The sequence below is a fragment of the Streptomyces sp. NPDC001002 genome (assembly GCF_053599215.1).
Genome location: NZ_JBSFLV010000018.1, coordinates 30,719 through 49,352, shown reverse-complemented (window position 1 = coordinate 49,352; position 18,634 = coordinate 30,719). Strand labels below are relative to the sequence as shown.

The following is an 18,634-nucleotide window of genomic DNA, read 5'->3' as shown; positions in this document are numbered from 1 at the left end:
CCCTTCAGCTCTGCTTCTCGACGGACTGCTTCTCGAAGGGGCTCGGGAAGGGGAAGTAGTCCTCCAGGAACGCGTGCATGCGGGTGCCGACCTGCTCGCGCTCCTCCGGCGGTACGTCGACGTCGTTGAGGCAGAAGAAGTCGAAGCGGCGGGTACGGGCCAGCTCGGCGAGGCGCGCTTCGGCGTCGGGGCGGCTGATGTTGACGTACCGGAAGCTGAACCTGCCCGGCACACCGCGTCCGGTCATCAGGGCGTACTGGTAGAGCAGCGGGGCCGTCATGGCGATGTCCTGCGGCGAGCGGAAGCGGGACGCCGTGGTGCGGCGGATGTCGTCGGCGAAGAGCTCTTCGAGGGTCCGCAGGGTCTCGCACTGCTGGGGCAGCGGGGTGTGCATGAAGTTGTTGGTCGTCATGCGGCCGAACTTCTCCAGCAGCAGCCGGCGGACGTTCTTGCTCGCGGAGTTGGTGGCCGTCTCCTCGGCGTGCGGCTTGCCGATGCCGATCTTCAGGGGCGAGACGGGGATCTTCATGAGGCCGCTGCCGTGGAAGAAGGTCTCGGCGCTGGCCCGGCGGCCGACGAACACGTCGTCGTTGAAGTAGAGGTAGTGCTCCGACAGGCCGGGTATGTGGTGCAGCCGGGTCTCGATCGCGTGCGAGTTGAAGACCGGCAGCACGTCCGGCGGGAAGATGTCGCGGTGGTCCACGACCGTGATGCCCGGTGCCGTGTCGTCGAGCCAGTGGGGCTTCTGCCCGTCGGTGACGAGGTAGATGTGCCGTACGAAGTCCGCGTACATGGCGAGCGACCGCAGCGAGTACTTCAGCTCGTCGTGGCTGGTGTAGCGGGAGGCGTTGGTCTCCTTGTCGAGGATCTCGGCGGTGCCGAGGCCCTGATGGCGGGCGCGCTTGGCCCGCATCTCGGGCTCCTCGCCGTCCACCCAGGTGTAGACGACGTCGACGGGGAAGGTCACGTCGTTGACGGTCGGCAGGGTGAGCGGGCCGAAGGTGGGCAGCTCACGGTCGGCGATCCGCAGGGTGGCCGGAGTCTGCTCGGAGGTCGGCAGCACGTCGGCGATGTCGTTGGTGCGGGGTGCGACCAGGGACTCGGCGAAGACGTCCTGGGAGGCCTGCGGCTGGACCTTCGCCAGGCGCCGCTCCCCGTCCTCGCGGGCCAGGAGCTGCGCGCCGTCCTCCCAGAACTCGACGTCACAGGCGAGGTCGGGGCCGCCGAGCAACTGACCGGCGGGACCGAGGTGGTTCTCGCCGATCCGCAGCGTGGGTGCCGTGCGCAGCGCGGCCGGCAGGACACCGTCCATGAGCAGGGCAGGGTGCTTGAGCTTGCCGCCGGGCAGCGGGCGGCCGATGAAGACCGCCCGGTCCGCGTTCCGCGCCTCGAAGGCGGCGAGGAAGCGTTCCCGGTTGACGGCGTTCAGCCCGACCGTGTGCCGGGTGCCGGAGGCCGGCACGAGGAAGTAGGCGATGCCTTCCTGCTCCAGCGCGGCGACGACCAGATCGAGGTTGGCGGCGGCCGCCTCGGCGGCGCTGAAGCTCGTCACGACCCGCCCGTACAGATGCTGGCCGCGTACCGTCACCGGGCGCAGCGCCGGGTCCGTGACCGCCGATCTGCGGCGCTTTCGCATCGTACGCAGCTGCCACAGCCCCTCGGCGGTCTTCCGCTCCACTCGCGGTCGCATCCGCCTGGCAAAGGAACGCACGGTCACGTTCTGAACTCCTCTTGACGAACCTCGGCACACTCTTGCTAACCAGACAGGCGCGCGTGACCAATGGTTGTAGAAAAGTTCGCTGAGATTTAACGCGTTGGAAGTGCCCCACACAGCTGGCTCATTACGTGGTGTGCTAAGCGCGACCCGGCCGCGGTGGCTGATTTCAGCCCGTCCACAGCCCGCTCGGCCGAATGTCAGTGATCGCCGCTAACGTTCCGCATGTCGTCGCACAGACGCCGGGAGGGACCGGCCGAACTGTGCTTTCTTCAGGCTGTCTTGATGTGGGAGGCGGGGGCATCGTGGGTTGGCTGTCGGCGGGTGACGGGTATGAAGTCGCCCTGGTGGAGGGGCGGGTGGCGGCGCGTGCCACCGGGGGCCGGTCGGCGGGGCGGCAGTTGAAGTCCCTGCCGCGCGCGCTCAAGGATCACCCCGAGGTGGACCGGCTGCGGCGCTTCGCCGAATGGCTGGATCGGCACGCAGCGGGGTGCGTCGCGCAGGTCGACTCCTGGATGGTGTCGTCGCTGCCCGTCCCCACCGGCCTGCTGGCCCGCGTGTGGCCGGACGAGGCCTGGCAGTCGGCCCTGCGCGACCTGGCCGTGGTCGGCGACGACCCGGACGAGGTCGGCTTCCTGCGGGGCACCACCGAGGACGGCGAGCTGCGGGTGGTGAACCTCGACGGCGAGACGGTACGGCTGTCCCCGCGCACGGTGACCCTGCCGCACCCGGTGCTGCTGCCGGACCTGGACGACATCCGGGAGTTCGCGGCCGAGTTGGGCATCGTCCAGCGCGTCGAGCAGATCCACCGGGCGACCTGGCAGCGGCCGGACGACCTCGCCCCCAACGCCACCGAGGTGCGGGAGTTCGCGGGCGGCTCGTTCCGCTCGCGCTTCGCCCTCGCCGCGCGCGCCAGTTCGCTGGGCTACCGCGTCTCCGGCGGCTACTCCACGGCCCGGGTGCGCGACGGCGGGCGGGTCGTGGAGGCCTCGGTGTGGATCGGGGAGCCGTACTGGGAGGACACGGTGGAGACCGGCGGCCTCAGCTGGCAGGACCAGGACGGCCGTGCCCTGCCTTTGCGCGAGGTGGGCCCGGTGGCCTGGTCGGAGGGGATGCGCATGGCCGCGGCGCTGTACGCGGGCCGTGACATCGAGGAGGACAAGAACGCATGAGTGGGGGGACGCAGGTGTCGTACGAGGACATGCTCGCGGCGGGGGCGGTGCTGCCGCCGGACACGGAGGGCGCCGGTGAGCGGGCGGTGCCGCTGACGGCACGCAGCTACCAGCACCCGGGTCTGGACGACCGGGTGGTGGTACGGCTGGTCGCGGGTGAACTGGGCGCGGCCGAGGACCTGGCCGCCGGCTTCCTGGGCCTGGAGCAGGACGCCGAACCGGCCGTGGTGGGGCTGGGGCTGCGCCAGTCGCTGGGCTTCCCGGAGTGGGTGCTGGTGCACCACCCCGAGGACGGACACCACGCGCTCGGTGTCGTACCGGACCTGGAGCGGGCGGCCCGGCAGGCGAAGTCCCGGCCCAAGACCGCCCTGGACGCCTATGTGGAGCTCGGCGCGCGGCTGGCGGCCTCCGTCCCGCACTTCCTGCCGACCTTCTACGAGCAGGCGGCCCGGGTGTTCCTCGCCGAGGAGAACGCCACCTACGCGGCCCAGTTGTTCACCCGAGCCCGCAAGGCCGAGGCCGAGCACGGGCTGGTCATCGAGGAGGACCGTCTCGACGCGGTGTTCCTGGAGTTCGCCCTGGCGGGCGCACTGCCGGTGAAGGTGCTGTCCGCCTACGGCAAGGAGTTGGGCGCCCGGGTGCCGGCCGAGGAGGCGCTGCGGCGCTTCACCCGGCTGTGTCTGCGCCGCACGGCGGGCGGTCTGCCGCCGTCCGCGCAGATGGCGGGCGATCTGCGCAAGCTGGCCCGCGCCGCGGGTCAGGACGCCGACCGCGCCGAACAGGACTACCTGTCCGAGCTGCTCGGTCTGCCCGCCACCCTGCGTGCGGCGGCCGGCTGGTGGAAGGGCCACCGTGCCGCGCTGGTGGCGCTGGCCGCGCGCGAGCGGCGGGTGCGCGGCACCCTGCTGGACATGCTCCCCGCGGCGGGCTACGACGACGAGGTGCCCGCACTGTGGCTCCAGGTGCTGGAGGACTCCGGCGCCACGGCGGGGCTGTGGGACGCGTCCCTGCCCGAGGAGGAGCGTCCGCGGGACGGCACGGCGGGCTGGCTGGAGCGCTTCGTCACGTTCCGCGAGCGGGCCCGTTCCTGGCGCGGCTCGACCCGGATGCCCGAGCTGTACCCGCTCGTGGAGCGGACGGCGGACCGCCTTCGGGCCGAACTCGCCGCGTCCGACGGCGCGTTGAAGGTCACCCACGACATCGACCTGATCGACCTGCTGCTGTCCCTGGACATCCCCGTGGCCGCTCCGGAGCAGAACGACAGCCTGCCGTTGGAGCAGTGGGCCTCGGGCGACGGACATCGGGACCTGTTGTTCCTGGGCGCCGACGCCCGGTTCCACGACGCCTTCCTGAAGGGCGCGGACCGGTTCAGCGGCGACGAGCAAGGACTGCGTGCCATCCGCCTATTGGCGGCCTCCCCCGGCGGCCGTCCGCTGCTGACGCAGTGGGTGCGGACGGTCGTCGAGCGGTTCACCGCGGTCGGTCTGCCCCAACTGCCCGACGCGCTGGCCCGTTTCAAGTGGCTGCCCTCGGAGGCCTTGGCGCTCGCCGAGGCGGAGGTCCGGAAGGCCATCGCCACCGACCTCGCGCCCGTGCTGGCACGCACCCTGAAGGGCGGTCTCTTCGACGAACTCGGCTGGCCCGCCTGGGAGAGCGCGGCGGCCGACCTCGTCCCGAAGAACCAGGTCGAGGACCTGATCGTCGCCGACGCCTGGCCCCACCTCGTGGTGGCCGGCGACGCCCAGGCCCGCGTGATCGGCACCGAGGGCACCCTGCTCACCCACGACCTGCGGATCCCCACGGGCGACCGGTACGGCGACCCCGGATTCCACCACGTCGACGGCGAACTCCTCGTCTACTGGAACAGCCGCAACGACGGCCTGCGCGGCTACTGGCACACCCGCGCCGACCGGGTCGAGAGCCTGGCGGGCCCGAACGGTACCCGCGGCACCGAAATGGACTGGTACAAGGGCAACTTCCCGATCACCCTGCCGTTGCCCGGCGGCGGCAGGACCACCGGCCGCGGTGTGCTCCACGCCGGGGACACCACGGTGCCCGAGGAGCGTCCGCTGCTCTTCGACGGCTCCAACTACTGGGTCTGGCAGGCGCATTCCGAGGACCGTGACGAGCACGGCTGGTACGAGTACGACCCGGCCACCGACGAGCTCGGACGCATGAGCCGGCCCGCCTTCCTCGCCGACGCTCTGCGTGACGCCCCCGCGGGCAGCACCCTCGCCGGGGGTCGGCTGCGCCCCTCCCCCACGTCCGGCGCCGCCCCCGCCTCCGCTCCCGTCGACGGCCTCGTCGGCCTGCGCAGGCTGCAACTGCCCGACGGCTCCACGCGGGTCGAGGATCTCGCCGGACACACCCTCACGGTGCCCTCCGACGCGGGCCGGCCGTTCACGCTGGTGATGTTCCCGGGCGCCGAGCGGCCCACCGCCGTCGTACACAACGGCTGGCAGCTCGACCTGGTCGACGCGGACGGCGTCGTCACCGCCTGGGGGAAGACCGACCGCACGGCGGGCGTCTTCGGCGAGGGCACCCTGCTGCTGCCGCCGGTGCAGTACTGGGAGTGCCTGACCCCGCGCGACCCGGAGGGCTCCGCAGGACTGCGGCAGATCGACCGGGACACGACGGCCGCCCTGCTGTCGGCCGCCGCCGACAAGGACCCGGAGGCGCTGCCCGGCGCGATCCGCACCCTGCTGCCCGTCACCCACCCCGCCCTGCTCGCGGGCATCGCCGGGGTCGTGCGGTACGCGGCGGCCCAACAGGCCGTCCTGGACGCGGCGGCGACCAGGCTGACCCGGGCGCTGGAGGGCGGCCTGGAGGACGAGGGCCCGGCCGGTCCCTCCGACAGCCTGATCCGCGACGCGATGAGCGGTCTCGGCGCGTCGAACGGGTACTGGTGGAACCGGGACGACGGCGCCGACACCGTCTTCCGCGCCCTGCGGGTGCTGACCCGCGCCGCCGAGGCGACCGACGCCGTACCGGAGCCGCTCGACGGCCGGCTCCACCTCGACGGACCCGAACTGCCCACCGGCCAGCCGGAGTTGCACACCCTGCTCGAACGGACGGCGGCTCTCGCCTTCCGCGCGGCCGCCGGCACCGCCACCGACGAGCACCGCGACACACTGCGGCAACTGCTCGCCGCATTCGACCGGTTGGGGCTGGGGCAGACGGGTGCGACCGGCACCTGGCGCAAGGTGGCCCTGCATCTGGACGCGCACCGGCTGCGCACCGGCTCGGGCGACTGGCGGGAGGGCTCCTGGTACGGGCTGCTGCCGCTGGCCGACGGCGCCTTCGTCGCGGTGACCGGACGCGGGTCCCCGGACGACGACGGCTGCGACTTCACCGGCCTCATCCACGATCCGGCGGGACGGTTCGCCGTGCCGGAGCCCTACAAGGTCCTGGCCTGCGACCCGATCGGCCAGGACGAACCCCGGGGCAGGCTCGGCTCCTTCCTCGCCGAACTCGCCGAGCGCGGTCCGGCACCGTGGTTCCCGGACGCGGCCGAGGAGTTCGCCCGCCTCACCGGCGTCACCGAGACCATGGCCCGGCTCGTCGTCGCCGGACTGCCGGGCGTCGACGCCTACGATCGGGCCTTCCTCAGCACGGAGGCACGCAACGTCATCGGGGTGAAGGTCGCCCCGGCGGCACTGGCCAAGGACGAGCTGCAGGGCATCGACGCCGCCGTCCGTGCCGCGGTCGTGGCCGCGCTGCTGCCCGCCGACCCGGTCCGCCTGTGGACCGAGGGCCCGGACGTGGCCGCGGCCGCCGCCGTGTGGAACAGCAGGCTCGGCAAGCGCTCCGCCATCCCCGAGGACCTGCTCAGCGACGCCGTCCGCACCCTCAAGCACGCCCCGTGGCCGGTACGGGAAGCCCTGCCCGCCCTGCTGGACCCGGCCCACGCCCCGCAGCTCAGCCGGGATCTGCGGTGGGAGGTCAACGGCGACCGGGTGCGGCCCGTCGGCGACGACGGCACCGGGTTCACCAACCAGACCCTGGTCGGCTCGGTCGGCCTCGCCGCCTGGCTCGCCCACCGGCTGCCCGCCGGCGACCCGATCCGCGCCGCGCTGCCACCCGTACTCACCGCCGTGCGCGGGCGGCTCGCCGCCCCCGGTCTCATGCTCGACCTGGGCCGCTACATCAGCCTCCCGACCTTCCGGAAGACGGCGGGCACACCCACCGAGACCGGACCGGGATTCGAGCGCTACGGCGCAGTCGTCCTCGCCACCCACGACGACCAGCCGGCCCCGGGCATCCGTGTCGACCTCCTCGACGAGGCGGGCCAGGACCCCTATCTGCCCGCCACTCGCATCGACGACCAGCCGTACCCGGCCGAGGTCGCCCTGCAGTTGGTCCGCGACCCCCGTTTCGCCGCCCTCCTCGCCGACCCCGGCGAGCCGATCGCGGGCGAACGGGACAAGGACGGCACCTGGTGGCCCCAGCACCCCGGCCACTCCGTGCCCGACCTGGTCACCGAGGCGGCCGAGGCGTACGGACTCGGCGAGGACGCGGCCACGCTGTACCTGATGCTGCTCGCCATGCCCGACCCGACCGACCGCGCGACCGCCCGGTGGACGGGATGGAAGCCGGCCCGCCTCAAGAAGGCCCGCGCCGAACTGGCCGCCACCGACCTCGTGGTCGAGGCCACCCGCACCAGGGCGGGACGCTCGCTCTTCCTGCCCGGCGGCTGGGCCGAACAGCCGGCCCCGCGCGTTCCCCTGGAGCGCTGGAAGCTGCCCATGTTCGACGGCGTCCACGGCGATCACGCGTCCTTCGGCGTGATCGTGCCGACCGAACCGGTGGCGGACCTGTACCGCAAGGCCTGGCAGCGGGTCCGCGAGGGCGACGCTCCCCGGTTCGAGGAGCTGAGGGTGCGACGCGGTCGCCGCCGCTGACGGACGCAGTAACGGGGGCGTCGGACAGCACCGGCGCCCCCTCATCAACGACCAACAGACCTACCCAGCAAGGACTTTCATGACCGCGACCGACACGGCGACGGCCCTGCCCGCCCGGCAGACGCTGCCCGCCGAAGAGCGCCACGCCATCGAACTCGCCTTCCTCGCCGCCCACGACGAGGGGCCCCGCCCGCCCGGCTGGCGGCTGACGCCCCGATCCGTCATCACCTTCGTGTGCGGCACCGCCGGCGAAGCACTCAAGCTGCCCAAGCCCCACGAGACGCTGCCCCGCGAACTCGTCATCGCCCCCAAGTTCGTCGGTGAACGCGCCCTGGTGGAGCGGTGCGTGGTCACCCTCGCCGGCGAACGCGGACTGCTGCTGGTCGGTGAGCCGGGCACGGCCAAGTCGATGCTCTCGGAGCTGCTGTCGGCGGGCGTCTGCGGCACCAGCGCACTGACCGTGCAGGGCACCGCGGGCACCACCGAGGACGCCCTGCGCTACGGCTGGAACTACGCGCTCCTCCTCGCCCAAGGACCCACTCCCCAGGCGCTGGTGGACTCGCCCGTGCTCAGCGCGATGCGCTCCGGAATGGTGGCGCGCGTCGAGGAGATCACCCGCTGTCTGCCCGAAGTGCAGGACGCGCTGGTGTCGATCCTCTCCGACCGCCGGATGAGCGTGCCCGAACTGTCCGGCACCGACGCCGCGCAGGTCGCCGCCGCCCCCGGCTTCACCGTCATCGCCACCGCCAACCTGCGCGACCGCGGTGTCTCGGAGATGTCCGCCGCGCTCAAGCGCCGCTTCAACTTCGAGACCGTGCACCCCATTTCGGACGTCGACGCCGAGACCGCGCTCGTGAAGCGGCAGGCCGTCGCGGCCGTGGAGCGGGCGGGCGCGGCCTTCGACGTCGACGACGCGGTGCTCGACGTCCTGGTGACCGTCTTCCGCGACCTGCGGGCCGGACGCTCGGCCGAGGGCTGGGACGTGGAGCGCCCCGGCACGGTGATGTCCACCGCGGAAGCGGTCCAGGTCGCCGTCTCCCTCGGGGTGGCCGCCGCCTACCTGCCCGCCGAGGACTCCCTCGACCTGGTACCCGGCCATCTCTTGGGCGTGGTCCGCAAGGACGACCCCTCCGACCACGCACGCCTGCTGGGCTACTGGGACGGCCCGGTGCGCCGCCGCGCCGAGGACGGTTCGGCGACCTGGCGCCGGCTGTGGGACCTGCGGGAGAACCTTCGGTGACGCTCGCTCAGGACCCGAGGGCGGCGCTCGACGCCCTCCCGCAAGAACCAAGGGCCGCGCTCGACGCGCTCGCCGACTCCGTGGTGCCGTACCTGCTGGGCGTACGCCACCACAGCCCGGCGCTCGCCGCCGCCGTGCCCGCGCTGCTGGACGCGGCCGGCGCCGAGGTGGTGTGCGTGGAGCTGCCGACCGACTTCCAGTCGTGGCTGCCCCACCTCGGCGCACCCGGAACGCTCGCGCCGGTCGCGCTCGCGGGCGCGGGTGAGGACGGACGGCTCGGTTTCTACCCGTTCGCCGACTTCTCGCCCGAACTCGCCGCGGTGCGTTGGGCGCGCGAGCGGGGCGTGGAGGTCGTCTGCTGCGATCTGCCGATGGGCGATGCGCGGTGGAACGCGGAGCACTCTGCCGATGCCGGTGGCACCCATGCCGATACGGCCGACCACCCCGCGCCCGTCTCCTTCGCGCAGGCGCTCACCGCGGCCGGAACCGGCCGTGCCGGGGACGATTTGTGGGACCGCAGTGTGGAGGTCCTCGCGCCCGGCTGCACCCCCGAGTCGTTGCGCCGGGCCGCCCTGGGTGTCGGTTGGGCGCTGCGACAGGACGCCTCATCGTCGGGCGGAGTGCCCGCGGTGGACCTGGCGCGCGAGGCGCACATGCAGGAGAGGATCGCCCTCGCGGCGGTCGGCGGACGCCGGGTGGCGGCGGTGATCGGCGCCTTTCACGCACCGGCGCTGGCCGGTGTGGCGGGCGGCCGGGAACGGGCGTCGGAGGAAGGAGCCAGCGGGCCGGCATCCGGTGGACCGGCGCTCCCCGAGGAACCGTCCACCGTCGCCACCTCCCTGGTCCCATACGCCTTCGATCTGCTCGACTCCCGCTCCGGCTACCCCGCCGGGATCCGCGACCCCCGCTGGCAGCAGGCGGTGTTCAGCGCCGGGGGCGACCCCGAGCTGCTGTTCGACGCCGCTGCCCGGGCGATCACGGGGGTGTGCCGGGAGTTGCGCGCCGCCGGGCACACCGCGGGGACGGGCGAGGCTCGCGAGACGTTGCGCGTGGCCTGCGACCTCGCCCGGTTGCGCGGGCTCCCGGCGCCGGGCCGGGGTGAGGTGCTGGAAGCGCTGACGTCCGTGATGGGCCAGGGCGAGCCGCTCGGCCGGGGCCGGGCTCTCGCGCGGGCCCTGGAAGTGGTCCTGGTGGGTACCGACCGCGGCCGGGTCGCGCCGGGCACCCCGCGCTCCGGGCTCGGCCCTTCCGTCGAGGCCGAACTCGCCGCCCTGCGCCTGCCCGGTCCCGACGAGCCCGCTCGGCGCGAACTGCGCCTCGACCCGCTCCGCTCGGCCCTCGACCACCGGCGCGAGATCCTCCTTCGGCGGCTCGACGTGTGCGGGGTGGGATACGGCGAGGCCGTGGAGGTGTCCGGTACGGGCGACGCCGCCGCGCTCACCACCAAGTGGCGGCTGGCGTGGGTGCCGTCCGTTCCCGTCCGGCTCGACCTGGCCGGGGTGCGGGGCGTGACCGCCGCGCTGGCGGCCGAGGGAACCCTGCGGGAGACCTTCCGCAGGGAGTCGGCGGAGGGTGGTCCCACCTGCGCGCTGGTCCTGACGGGGCTGCGGGACGCCGCCCGTTGCGATCTGCCCGCGCTGGTCGCCCAGCGGCTGGCCGAAGCGGCCGAGGTGCTGCCCGCCTCCGCGACACTCCCCGAGATCCTCACCGGACTGGATCTGCTGGAGGCGCTGCGCCGGGGCCATCTGCCCGGCACCACGCCAGAGGGCCGCGAGGCGGCGGCCGTACTCGCGGCCGACCTGCTGGAGTCGGCCGTACGGTCGCTGCCCGGTCTGGCGGGGAGCGACGACCCGGAGGAGGCCGCCGCGCTCGTCGCCCTGGCCGCCCGCGCCGGTGAACACCGTCTGGGGCTGCGCATGGACGAGGCCTTGGGCGGCCTCGCGCACACAGCCTCTCCTCTCGTCCAAGGAGCCGCCCTCGCCTGCCGGGTCCTGCTGGATCTGGACGACGCGGACACGCTCGGCGCGCGGGCCGCCGGTTGGATCGATACTGCCGCCGGACCCGACGGGCGGCACGCGCTGGCTCGCAGACTCGCCGGGCTGCTGACCGGGGCCGCGCCGCTGCTCCAGTCCGCGCCCACCGCGCTCGACCCTCTCCTCGACCGGATCGACTCGCTCGGGGACCAGGCGTTCCTGGCCCGGTTGCCCGCCCTGCGCGGCGGCTTCGACACGCTCAGCCCGGCCGGCCGCGACCGGCTCCTGCACACGATCACGGAACGGCTGGGCGACCGCCTCGACCTGACGCTGACCGCCTCTCCGCAGCTACTGGCCCTGTGGACGGCGGCGGACGAGGCAGGTCGTACGGCGGTGGAGTCCCTGCGGCCGGCGATCCCGCTGCCGGGGCACGCCGAGGTTTCGGGCCCGGAGAGCGCCGATTCTTCTGACGCCGTTCCCGCCGACGCACGTCAACTGCCGTCGCCGGACCCGTCCGACGAGGGCGAGCCGACCGACGGCGTCCTCCGTCTCACGCCGACGGACCGGTGGCGCCTGCTCCTGGGCCGCGAGAGCGACCGGTTGCCGGCGGACGCCCGCCGTTACGCGCACGCACTCGACGAGTTGTACGGCACCGGGCGCGGCGAAGGCTCCTCCGAGCTGGGCCAGGAGAACGGTCGCGGCGGCGGACAGGACACCTCCTTCCCGACCGCGCGTGAGTGGGCCGAGGAACTCCAGGCGCTGTTCGGCACGGAGGTACGCGAGGAGGTCCTGGCCCGCGCCGCCGACCAGGGGCGCAGCGACGTACTGGCCGAGCTCGACCCCAAGTCCGTACGCCCGTCTGTCGATCTGTTGACCTCCGTGCTGTCGCTGGCGGGCGGGATGCCCGAGCAGCAACTGGCCCGGCTGCGCCCGCTGGTGCGGCGCCTTGTCGACGAGTTGGCCAAGGAGTTGGCCACCCGGATGCGGCCCGCGCTGACCGGGCTGGCCACGCCTCGACCGACTCGGCGTCCGGGAGGGCGGATCGACCTGCCGCGCACCCTGCGCGCGAACCTGGTCCACGCCCGCAAGAGGCCCGACGGCAGCACCCTGGTCGTGCCGGAACGGCCGGTGTTCAGCACACGTTCGCGCAAGGAGGCGGACTGGCGGCTGATCCTGGTGGTGGACGTGTCCGGATCGATGGAGGCCTCCGTCATCTGGTCGGCGCTGACCGCGGCCGTGCTCGGCGGAGTACCCACGCTCAGCACGCACTTCCTGGCCTTCTCCACGGACGTGATCGACCTGACGGACCGGGTCGACGACCCGCTGTCCTTGCTGCTGGAGGTAAAGGTGGGCGGCGGCACGCACATCGCCACCGGTCTGGCCCACGCCCGCTCCCTGGTGACGGTACCCAGCCGGACCCTCGTGGTGGTGGTGAGCGACTTCGAGGAGGGTTACCCGCTGGGCGGACTCCTCGGCGAGGTACGGGCGTTGGCGAGTTCCGGGGTGCATCTGATGGGCTGCGCGGCCCTGGACGACACCGGCAACCCGCGCTACTCCGTGCCCGTGGCCCAGCAACTCGTCGCGGCCGGCATGCCCGTCGCCGCCCTCAGTCCTCTCGCCCTCGCCCGCTGGGTGGGCGAACGCCTCCGCGGAGAGACCCGATGAACCCCGAACTGCCCCCGGTGGCACCCGAGGTGGCCGCTGCCGCCGTCGAGGGCCTGACCTCCCGACTGCGCAAGAAGCTCGACACCGCGATCGAGACGTACGTGAGCGCGGCCGTCACCGTCGAGGGCACCGCGCGACGCGTGCGGTGCGGCGAGGACGCGGAGGTCGTCCTCACCCCCGGCCCTTCCGGAGCGGTCACGGACGCCGAACAGGCCGTGTGCAGCTGCCTGTTGGCCCCGAGGTGCCTGCACCGCGCGGCCGTACTCGGCGCGTGTCCGGTTGCGGACGCGGAGACAATGGCGGACGCGGGGACAGATGCGTACGCGGACGCAGCGGGCGGCGCCGAGACGGTGACGTACGCAGACACCGCGGCCGGCACGTCGACGGACCACGCGGTCGGCAGCTCTGCGAAGGGCGTACCGCCGGCGCAGGGCACCACGGACGCAACCAGCACGGACGCCGTCCGGGCCGCCGCTGCCGTACCCGGGCCTGCCGCGGCCAACGCTGCGCCGCAGACTGGCCCCACAGAAGCCCAACTGGCCGCCGCCCGCGCACTCTGGACCGCCGCGGCCGCCGTGCTCGCCGCCGGGGTGCCCGCGGCCGGTGCCGTGGCGCAGGCCGAGGTGTTGCGCGCGTCGCACACCGCCCGACTCGCCGGGTTGCACCGCGCCGAGGCGGCGGCCCTGCGGGTGGTCCGTGGACTGCGGGGCGCCCGATCCCGCCACGACGGCCACCGGCTCGACGACTTGGTCGCCAACCTCCGTGAACTCCTCCTGACCACGGGCCTGTTGGCCGCAGCCCACCCGGCCCCGGCCCTGGTCGGCACCGCCCGCCGCAACTACCGGCCGGAAGGCGCGCTGCGCGTGCACGGAGTGTGCCGGGAGCCGGTGATCTCGGCGACCGGGTACGGCGGAGTCGTCACGCATCTCCTCTCCGACGACGGGCGCTGGTTCAGCGTCGCGGACGTGAGACCGGGCGGTCCCGCCCGTGCGCGCGGCGCCGCGACGGCCACGGTCGCGCTCGGCTCGGGCAGCCTCGACCACGCCCAACTCTCGCGCGGCGGGCTGCTGATCTCGGGGGCGACGCTCTCCTCGGACGGCCGTCTCGGTGCCGGCAAGGGAGTCCGGGCCACACCGGTCGCGGGCCGGTCCTGGACATCGGGGCCGATGGCCGCCCTGTTCACCCGGCCCCTCGCCGAGGCCGTCGCCGCGCGGCTCGGGAATGCTCCGGTGAGCGATCCCGAGGGGGCCGAGCAGGCGGCCGGCGAGTTGATCGGCTGTGATCTCGTCATCGTCGGAGTGGTCGACCATCACTTGGTCGCGCAGGAGTTGCTCCCCGGCGGGACGGACACGGACGGCCTCCTGATCCGTCTGCTGCCGTCCAACGGTCACCCCGACCTCGCCCACACCACGAACCTTCGCCGCCTGGCGTCCCGACCGGGACTGCGCCTGCGCGTCGTCGGACGCCTGGACCCCGATCGCGCGGCCACGCTCCGCCCGCTCGCCGTCGGCCCGCTGCCGGACGAAAGCCCGGCGACCCTGCGGCTACCGGCGGAGTGGTCGGGGCATGCCGACCTGGGCTACGACCGCCTTGAGGGCAACCACCTGCCGCCCGCCGACGCACTCCCGGAGCCGACCGGGCTCCTCCGGATCCCGTCGGACCCGGTGGCGGAGGCGCCCTTGTGGCGGCTGCGGCGGTTGGTCGAGGTCGCTGTGTCAGGCGGTCGCCGAGCGGCTGCCGAACCCGCGCGCGACGGCGACCGAGCCGGTGCCGTCGTGGCACTGCGGCGGAGCGGTTTTCGGACGGCCGCGGACCTGGCACACGCCCTCGCCGCGGAGGCGGACCGGCGCAGCCGCGATGTCTTCGGCCGCACGGAGGAAGCAGACCCGGACGGGTACGCACGCGCGTGGCTCGCCGCGGCTGTGTATCTGGCCGATACGGAGCGGGCTCTGGTGCAGGCCACATGGCAAGCGTCGGACGTTGCCTGACGGAAAACGCCGAGCCACACAGCCGATCGCCTTCACAGACCGCGAACCCACCGCTGGTCTGTGAAGGCGAATGAGCAGGTGCGGGTGGAGCCGCGTGCCGCGCGGTTCAGGTGGCGTGGGGCCAGGCCCGCAGCAGCGCGGTGATCCGGGCGGCGGTGCAGGCGGGGTCCCGCAGCAGGTCGCGGAGCGCGACGGCGTCGTCGCGGGTGGGCTTGACCTGGATGCCCGAGGCCTCCAGGTACATGACGCCGGTCGCGGCGGCCACGGCCATGTTGGAGCGCTCCAGCCAGTGGCAGCGCCCGAGGATGTGCACCAGCGCGGCGGCACGGGCGTAGGGGCCGTCGTACACGGGGGTGTCCAGCAGTTCGGCGCGGTGGCAGGCGACCGCGGCCACCGGCACCCCGTAGTCGTCGGGAGCCGGGTCCGCCGCGCCCGCGATCTCCGCGACCTGCAGGACCCAGGGGACGTCGATGTGCAGTTCCATCAGGCGGCGTGCGCCCCCGAGGAGCGACGGTCGGCGTCCTCAGCTTCGTCGAACACCGCCTGGTGCTCGTCCAGGAACCGCTGTGCCGCGTCCAGGCCCCGCTGCCTGAGCCCACCGACGTCTTCCCGTACGAGCGCGGCGATGTAGTCACCGACGCTCATCCCACGGTCCCGGGCCCTGGCCGTGGCCAGCTCCGCGATCTCGTCGTCGACCCGCCAGCCCTTCTGCGTCTTCGCCATGGGCCGATGGTAACAGCTGGTACCAGCGGACGGGATCGAGCCGCTGTCACAGCGACGGTCGCCAGGCCTGCCAGCCTCGGCACAGTACGTAGGCCAGCGCGACGACCACGACGAGAGCGAAGTCGACCATGCCGGCCACTCGCGCCTCGGGAATGTCACCGACCGCCACGGCGAACACGACCAGGGCGGTCTTGCCGGCGATCGCCAGTTCCCAGATGCCCGCTGAGCGGCGGGGCCTGGCCGCGAGCAGGGCGAAGAGCCCGATGAAGAAGGCGTAGGTGATGGTTCGCCAGGCTTCGATCCAGAGGCGGTCATCGGCCGCGTCGCTCATCCTGACGATTCCGTCGGCGAAGGCGCCGACCGTGGCGAGTGCGGCTAAAGCCGCGAGTCCACGGCCGATGCGGTCTGCTCGGCCGGAGGGGGCGACGGCCGCGTGGACGTCGATGGCGATGGTCATGTCACTCCTTGTATGAGGAACGTGCCTGCGGGGCCGGTCGATTCAGTGGGCGGGGGCCAGGACGCCTCGGTTGCCGTCGGCCCAGGCGGGTCGCACGGTGATCCGGGCGATGCGCCAGCGGCCGTCGGTGCGGATCAACTCGATGTCCCCGGCGGCGCCGTTGGACCACAACGGGCCGTCGTGGGCGACTTCGCGGCGCAGCCACGTAAGCATGTTGACGCTTGCTGTGGCGCGATCGCCGTCGAGGCCGACCAGCAGGGTCGTGGCCGCGTGCATCGTCGCGTCCAGGGGGTCGAGTTGCTCCTGGTAGTGCCGTGTCTGCTCCGCGGCAGTGCGCGACTGCGCTTCACCACCCAGCATCGCGGTGTAGTCGGAGACGACGGTGTCGGCGAGCAGGTGCTCGACAGTGTGCCAGTCGCGGCGGTCGAAGCCCCGGACCAATTGGTGGACGGCGTCCTGTATCTCGAACCGGTCGCTGATTTCCCGCAGGTTCCTGCGATCTCCGTAAGGTACTGCCGGGAGTCGGTGGTGGCCAGGGTGGTGTCGAGCCAGTCGAAGACGCGCTCCATGGCAAGCCGTTCGGCGCCTGCGTGACCGTGGGCGTCGGCGCCTTCGGCGGCGGTGAAGTGCTGCACGTGCGCGGGGGCGGTGAGGTGGTCGTAGAGCTCCTGGGGCTGGGGCTTCGTCGTCGTCCCGTCGCCGGCGAAGAACAGGTCGTCGCCCGCCGAGCAGACCAGTACCGGGCAGCTGATGCGCTCGGCGATCCCGTCGCCCAGGTGGTAGTCCAGGTAGGGGGCGAGGAACTCCCGTGAGGTGGCGCTGCCGGTGGCGTAACCGGGAGCGCGACCGGAGTGAACTGGCCGACGACGATGTCGATCTCGTCCTCGACCTGACCATCGCACCGGTCTTCTGGCGCCTCGCCCACGGCCGGCCGGTGGACGACCGCTACCTCCACCGGCTCACCGATCTGACGATCGGCGCGCTGCAGCAGGCTGCCGGGGCTTGACCCGCCTGTGTCGCAGCGGCGCGACTGCGCAGTGCGGGTCTCCTGGACCAGGGCCTCCCGACACTCCGGTGCGGTGATGACGTAGGCCATGTCTCCGATGGGAGATTGGCGGCGCCGAGGTCCCCGCGTTCAATGAGGTCAGCCGTGTATCCGATGTATACGCAGCTCCGAGCCGGGAGACCGAGATGGCCATCAACCGCACTTCGATGATCGACTACATCGACGATCGCATCGCGCGGACCAGCAACGCGAAACACGCCGAGCAACTGAGGGTGCTGCGCGCGCACATGATCGGGGAGATCACCGAGGACGTGGCCGCGCTCCTCGCGACGATCTCCCCTCGGCACCAGCAGTACCGCACGTGGGGCGCCCCGGACGAGATGCAGCCGGCCTCACCCGACGCGATCCGGGAGTTCTATCTGCAACGCCGGGCCCAGGGGCAGCTGTACTTCCAGTTCGACATCGACCGGCTCACGGTCGCCGACGACATCATCATCACCGACGGGGTGATGACCTCCCTGACCCCGGGCGCCAGCGTGACGGGAATGGGCGTGCCGACCAGTACGCCCGAGGCGGTCCACGAGGTCAGGATGCGCATGCTGATCTCCTGGCCGTTCGACGAGACCGGCCTGTTGGTCGGCGAGGAGAGCTACTCGGCGGTGATCGACGTCCGGCCGCTGGCCGACACGGAGCTTCCTTCGGACCTCCCGGCCTCCCTGGTCGGCTGAGATGCGTGTCCAGGATCCCGCCGACCTGATCCGTGCCTCCGCGACACGGCACGGCGACCGTACCGCGCTCGTCTGCCGGGACCGGTCCCTCACCTACGGCGAGCTGGACGCGGCCGTGAACCGGGTCGCGTCCGCGCTGAGCGCGGGTGGGGTGCGGCCCGGGGCAGCGGTGACGCTGTTCTCGGAGAACCGGTGGGAATGGGTCGCGGCCTATCACGGCATCCTGCGGGCCGGCTGCGTGGTCAATCCCGTCAACGCGATGCTCACCGCGCCGGAGGTGGCGGCCGTCGTCGGATCGGCCACGCTGGACGCGTCGGCGGCGGTACGCGCACCCATCGGACCGCGCACCGCCCGGCCCAACTCCGCGGTCCGCCGCTCCAAGCGGGCCAGCTCGTCCGCCATCGCCGGATCGTCGCCGCTCAGCACGCGCAACTCGGCCAGCGCGGTGTCGAGTCCGCGGACCCGGGAAGCCACCTGTTCCCGCAGCCAGGCGGTGGCGGCCTCGTGCTGTCGGGCGAGCGCGGCTTCCATCCGCCGATCGAGGTCGTCGACCAGCCCAAGGGTCCGTTCGAACTCGCGGGCCCGTGCGGCGACCGCGTCGATCCGGCGGTCGCTGAACCGTCCGTGCGTGCGCGCACCGACGGTGATGACGCCCGCGCCGGCGCGACCGCACCGTACGGGAATCGCGAGCATGCGGGCGATCGACTCATCGGCGACGACCCGGTCGAAGTCGTGCGTGATGCTGTCCGCCGCGAAGTAGTCGTCGACGAACTCGGGCCGCGCGTTCGCGGCGGCCTTTCCCGTCAGTCCGCGTCCCGCCGCCACCATCAGCCCCGGGAGGGCTCTGGTCCGTGCGCCGAGGACCTGGCCGAGAACCAACCGGCCGCCGACGGGCGCGGCGAACCAGGCCACCTCCTCCGGCGCGATCGCCGCCGCAAGGGCCCGGCCCACGGCTGCCCGCCGTACCGCGTCCTCGTGCCACCCGCCCGGGCGCGTCGCGGCCGGGCGCACCGGGAACGCGTCATCAGGCATAGCGAACCTCATCGGTAGCCGGCGGGCAGCGGTCT

The 18,634-nt window shown here is 73.1% G+C and carries 14 protein-coding genes; 9 read left to right on the top strand and 5 right to left on the bottom strand.

The features are described from left to right. Positions 1-4 precede the first annotated feature (4 nt). Positions 5-1,717: a stealth family protein gene (locus ACWDR3_RS11445; protein WP_450352245.1), complete on the bottom strand. Its 1,713-nt coding sequence runs from the start codon at positions 1,715-1,717 to the stop codon at positions 5-7. Positions 1,718-2,019: 302 nt separating this feature from the next. Here ACWDR3_RS11445 and ACWDR3_RS11440 point away from each other — a divergent pair, with 302 nt between their 5' ends. From ACWDR3_RS11440 to ACWDR3_RS11420, 5 genes are all read left to right on the top strand, one after another. Continuing rightward, positions 2,020-2,886: a DUF4132 domain-containing protein gene (locus ACWDR3_RS11440; RefSeq protein WP_450352244.1), complete on the top strand. Its 867-nt coding sequence runs from the start codon at positions 2,020-2,022 to the stop codon at positions 2,884-2,886. Further along, a complete protein-coding gene (locus ACWDR3_RS11435) occupies positions 2,883-7,787 on the top strand; it encodes a DNA-binding protein (RefSeq protein ID WP_450352243.1) in 4,905 nt (1,634 codons plus the stop codon). Before ACWDR3_RS11440 ends, ACWDR3_RS11435 begins: the two co-directional genes overlap by 4 nt. 79 nt (positions 7,788-7,866) lie before the next feature. Continuing rightward, positions 7,867-9,027 (top strand): ATP-binding protein, encoded by a 1,161-nt coding sequence (locus ACWDR3_RS11430; RefSeq protein WP_450352242.1) that lies wholly within the window; start codon positions 7,867-7,869, stop codon positions 9,025-9,027. Beyond that, the gene (locus ACWDR3_RS11425) at positions 9,024-12,665 is read left to right on the top strand and encodes a vWA domain-containing protein (protein ID WP_450352241.1); all 3,642 of its coding nucleotides are present in this window, start codon (positions 9,024-9,026) and stop codon (positions 12,663-12,665) included. The genes ACWDR3_RS11430 and ACWDR3_RS11425 overlap by 4 nt, the downstream gene beginning before the upstream one ends. Next, positions 12,662-14,653 (top strand): hypothetical protein, encoded by a 1,992-nt coding sequence (locus ACWDR3_RS11420; protein WP_450352240.1) that lies wholly within the window; start codon positions 12,662-12,664, stop codon positions 14,651-14,653. The genes ACWDR3_RS11425 and ACWDR3_RS11420 overlap by 4 nt, the downstream gene beginning before the upstream one ends. Before the next feature lie 106 nt (positions 14,654-14,759). Here ACWDR3_RS11420 and ACWDR3_RS11415 read toward each other — a convergent pair whose 3' ends face one another. From ACWDR3_RS11415 to ACWDR3_RS11400, 4 genes are read right to left on the bottom strand one after another with little or no spacing between them, the layout of a single operon-like run. Next, positions 14,760-15,137, bottom strand: coding sequence for a fic family toxin-antitoxin system, toxin component (locus ACWDR3_RS11415; protein ID WP_450352239.1), 378 nt, complete (start codon positions 15,135-15,137; stop codon positions 14,760-14,762). Continuing rightward, positions 15,137-15,376 carry a hypothetical protein gene (locus ACWDR3_RS11410; protein ID WP_124004695.1) on the bottom strand — a complete coding sequence of 80 codons (240 nt, stop codon included), beginning with the start codon at positions 15,374-15,376 and terminating at the stop codon, positions 15,137-15,139. Before ACWDR3_RS11410 ends, ACWDR3_RS11415 begins: the two co-directional genes overlap by 1 nt. A 46-nt stretch (positions 15,377-15,422) precedes the next feature. Next, positions 15,423-15,833 (bottom strand): hypothetical protein, encoded by a 411-nt coding sequence (locus ACWDR3_RS11405; RefSeq protein WP_450352238.1) that lies wholly within the window; start codon positions 15,831-15,833, stop codon positions 15,423-15,425. Positions 15,834-15,875: 42 nt separating this feature from the next. Then, on the bottom strand, positions 15,876-16,313 hold the full coding sequence (locus tag ACWDR3_RS11400; protein ID WP_450352293.1) for a nuclear transport factor 2 family protein: 438 nt from the start codon (positions 16,311-16,313) through the stop codon (positions 15,876-15,878). Between the two features lie 110 nt (positions 16,314-16,423). Here ACWDR3_RS11400 and ACWDR3_RS11395 point away from each other — a divergent pair, with 110 nt between their 5' ends. From ACWDR3_RS11395 to ACWDR3_RS11380, 4 genes are all read left to right on the top strand, one after another. Then, the gene (locus ACWDR3_RS11395) at positions 16,424-16,645 is read left to right on the top strand and encodes a hypothetical protein (RefSeq protein ID WP_450352295.1); all 222 of its coding nucleotides are present in this window, start codon (positions 16,424-16,426) and stop codon (positions 16,643-16,645) included. Then, positions 16,642-16,839: a TetR/AcrR family transcriptional regulator C-terminal ligand-binding domain-containing protein gene (locus ACWDR3_RS11390; RefSeq protein WP_450352294.1), complete on the top strand. Its 198-nt coding sequence runs from the start codon at positions 16,642-16,644 to the stop codon at positions 16,837-16,839. Before ACWDR3_RS11395 ends, ACWDR3_RS11390 begins: the two co-directional genes overlap by 4 nt. Before the next feature lie 185 nt (positions 16,840-17,024). After that, complete coding sequence (locus ACWDR3_RS11385) at positions 17,025-17,567, top strand: hypothetical protein (protein ID WP_450352237.1); 543 nt, start codon at positions 17,025-17,027, stop codon at positions 17,565-17,567. A gap of 1 nt (position 17,568) precedes the next feature. Further along, complete coding sequence (locus tag ACWDR3_RS11380; RefSeq protein WP_450352236.1) at positions 17,569-18,327, top strand: AMP-binding protein; 759 nt, start codon at positions 17,569-17,571, stop codon at positions 18,325-18,327. The last annotated feature ends 307 nt before the right edge of the window (positions 18,328-18,634 follow it).

Bases quoted from the DNA above. Each gene is read 5' to 3' on its own strand.
- ACWDR3_RS11435 (WP_450352243.1), top strand. From the start codon at position 2,883: ATGAGTGGGGGGACGCAGGTGTCGTACGAGGACATGCTCGCGGCGGGG.
- ACWDR3_RS11430 (WP_450352242.1), top strand. From the start codon at position 7,867: ATGACCGCGACCGACACGGCGACGGCCCTGCCCGCCCGGCAGACGCTG.
- ACWDR3_RS11420 (WP_450352240.1), top strand. From the start codon at position 12,662: ATGAACCCCGAACTGCCCCCGGTGGCACCCGAGGTGGCCGCTGCCGCC.
- ACWDR3_RS11415 (WP_450352239.1), bottom strand. From the start codon at position 15,137: ATGGAACTGCACATCGACGTCCCCTGGGTCCTGCAGGTCGCGGAGATC.
- ACWDR3_RS11410 (WP_124004695.1), bottom strand. From the start codon at position 15,376: ATGGCGAAGACGCAGAAGGGCTGGCGGGTCGACGACGAGATCGCGGAG.
- ACWDR3_RS11405 (WP_450352238.1), bottom strand. From the start codon at position 15,833: ATGACCATCGCCATCGACGTCCACGCGGCCGTCGCCCCCTCCGGCCGA.
- ACWDR3_RS11385 (WP_450352237.1), top strand. From the start codon at position 17,025: ATGGCCATCAACCGCACTTCGATGATCGACTACATCGACGATCGCATC.
- ACWDR3_RS11380 (WP_450352236.1), top strand. From the start codon at position 17,569: ATGCGTGTCCAGGATCCCGCCGACCTGATCCGTGCCTCCGCGACACGG.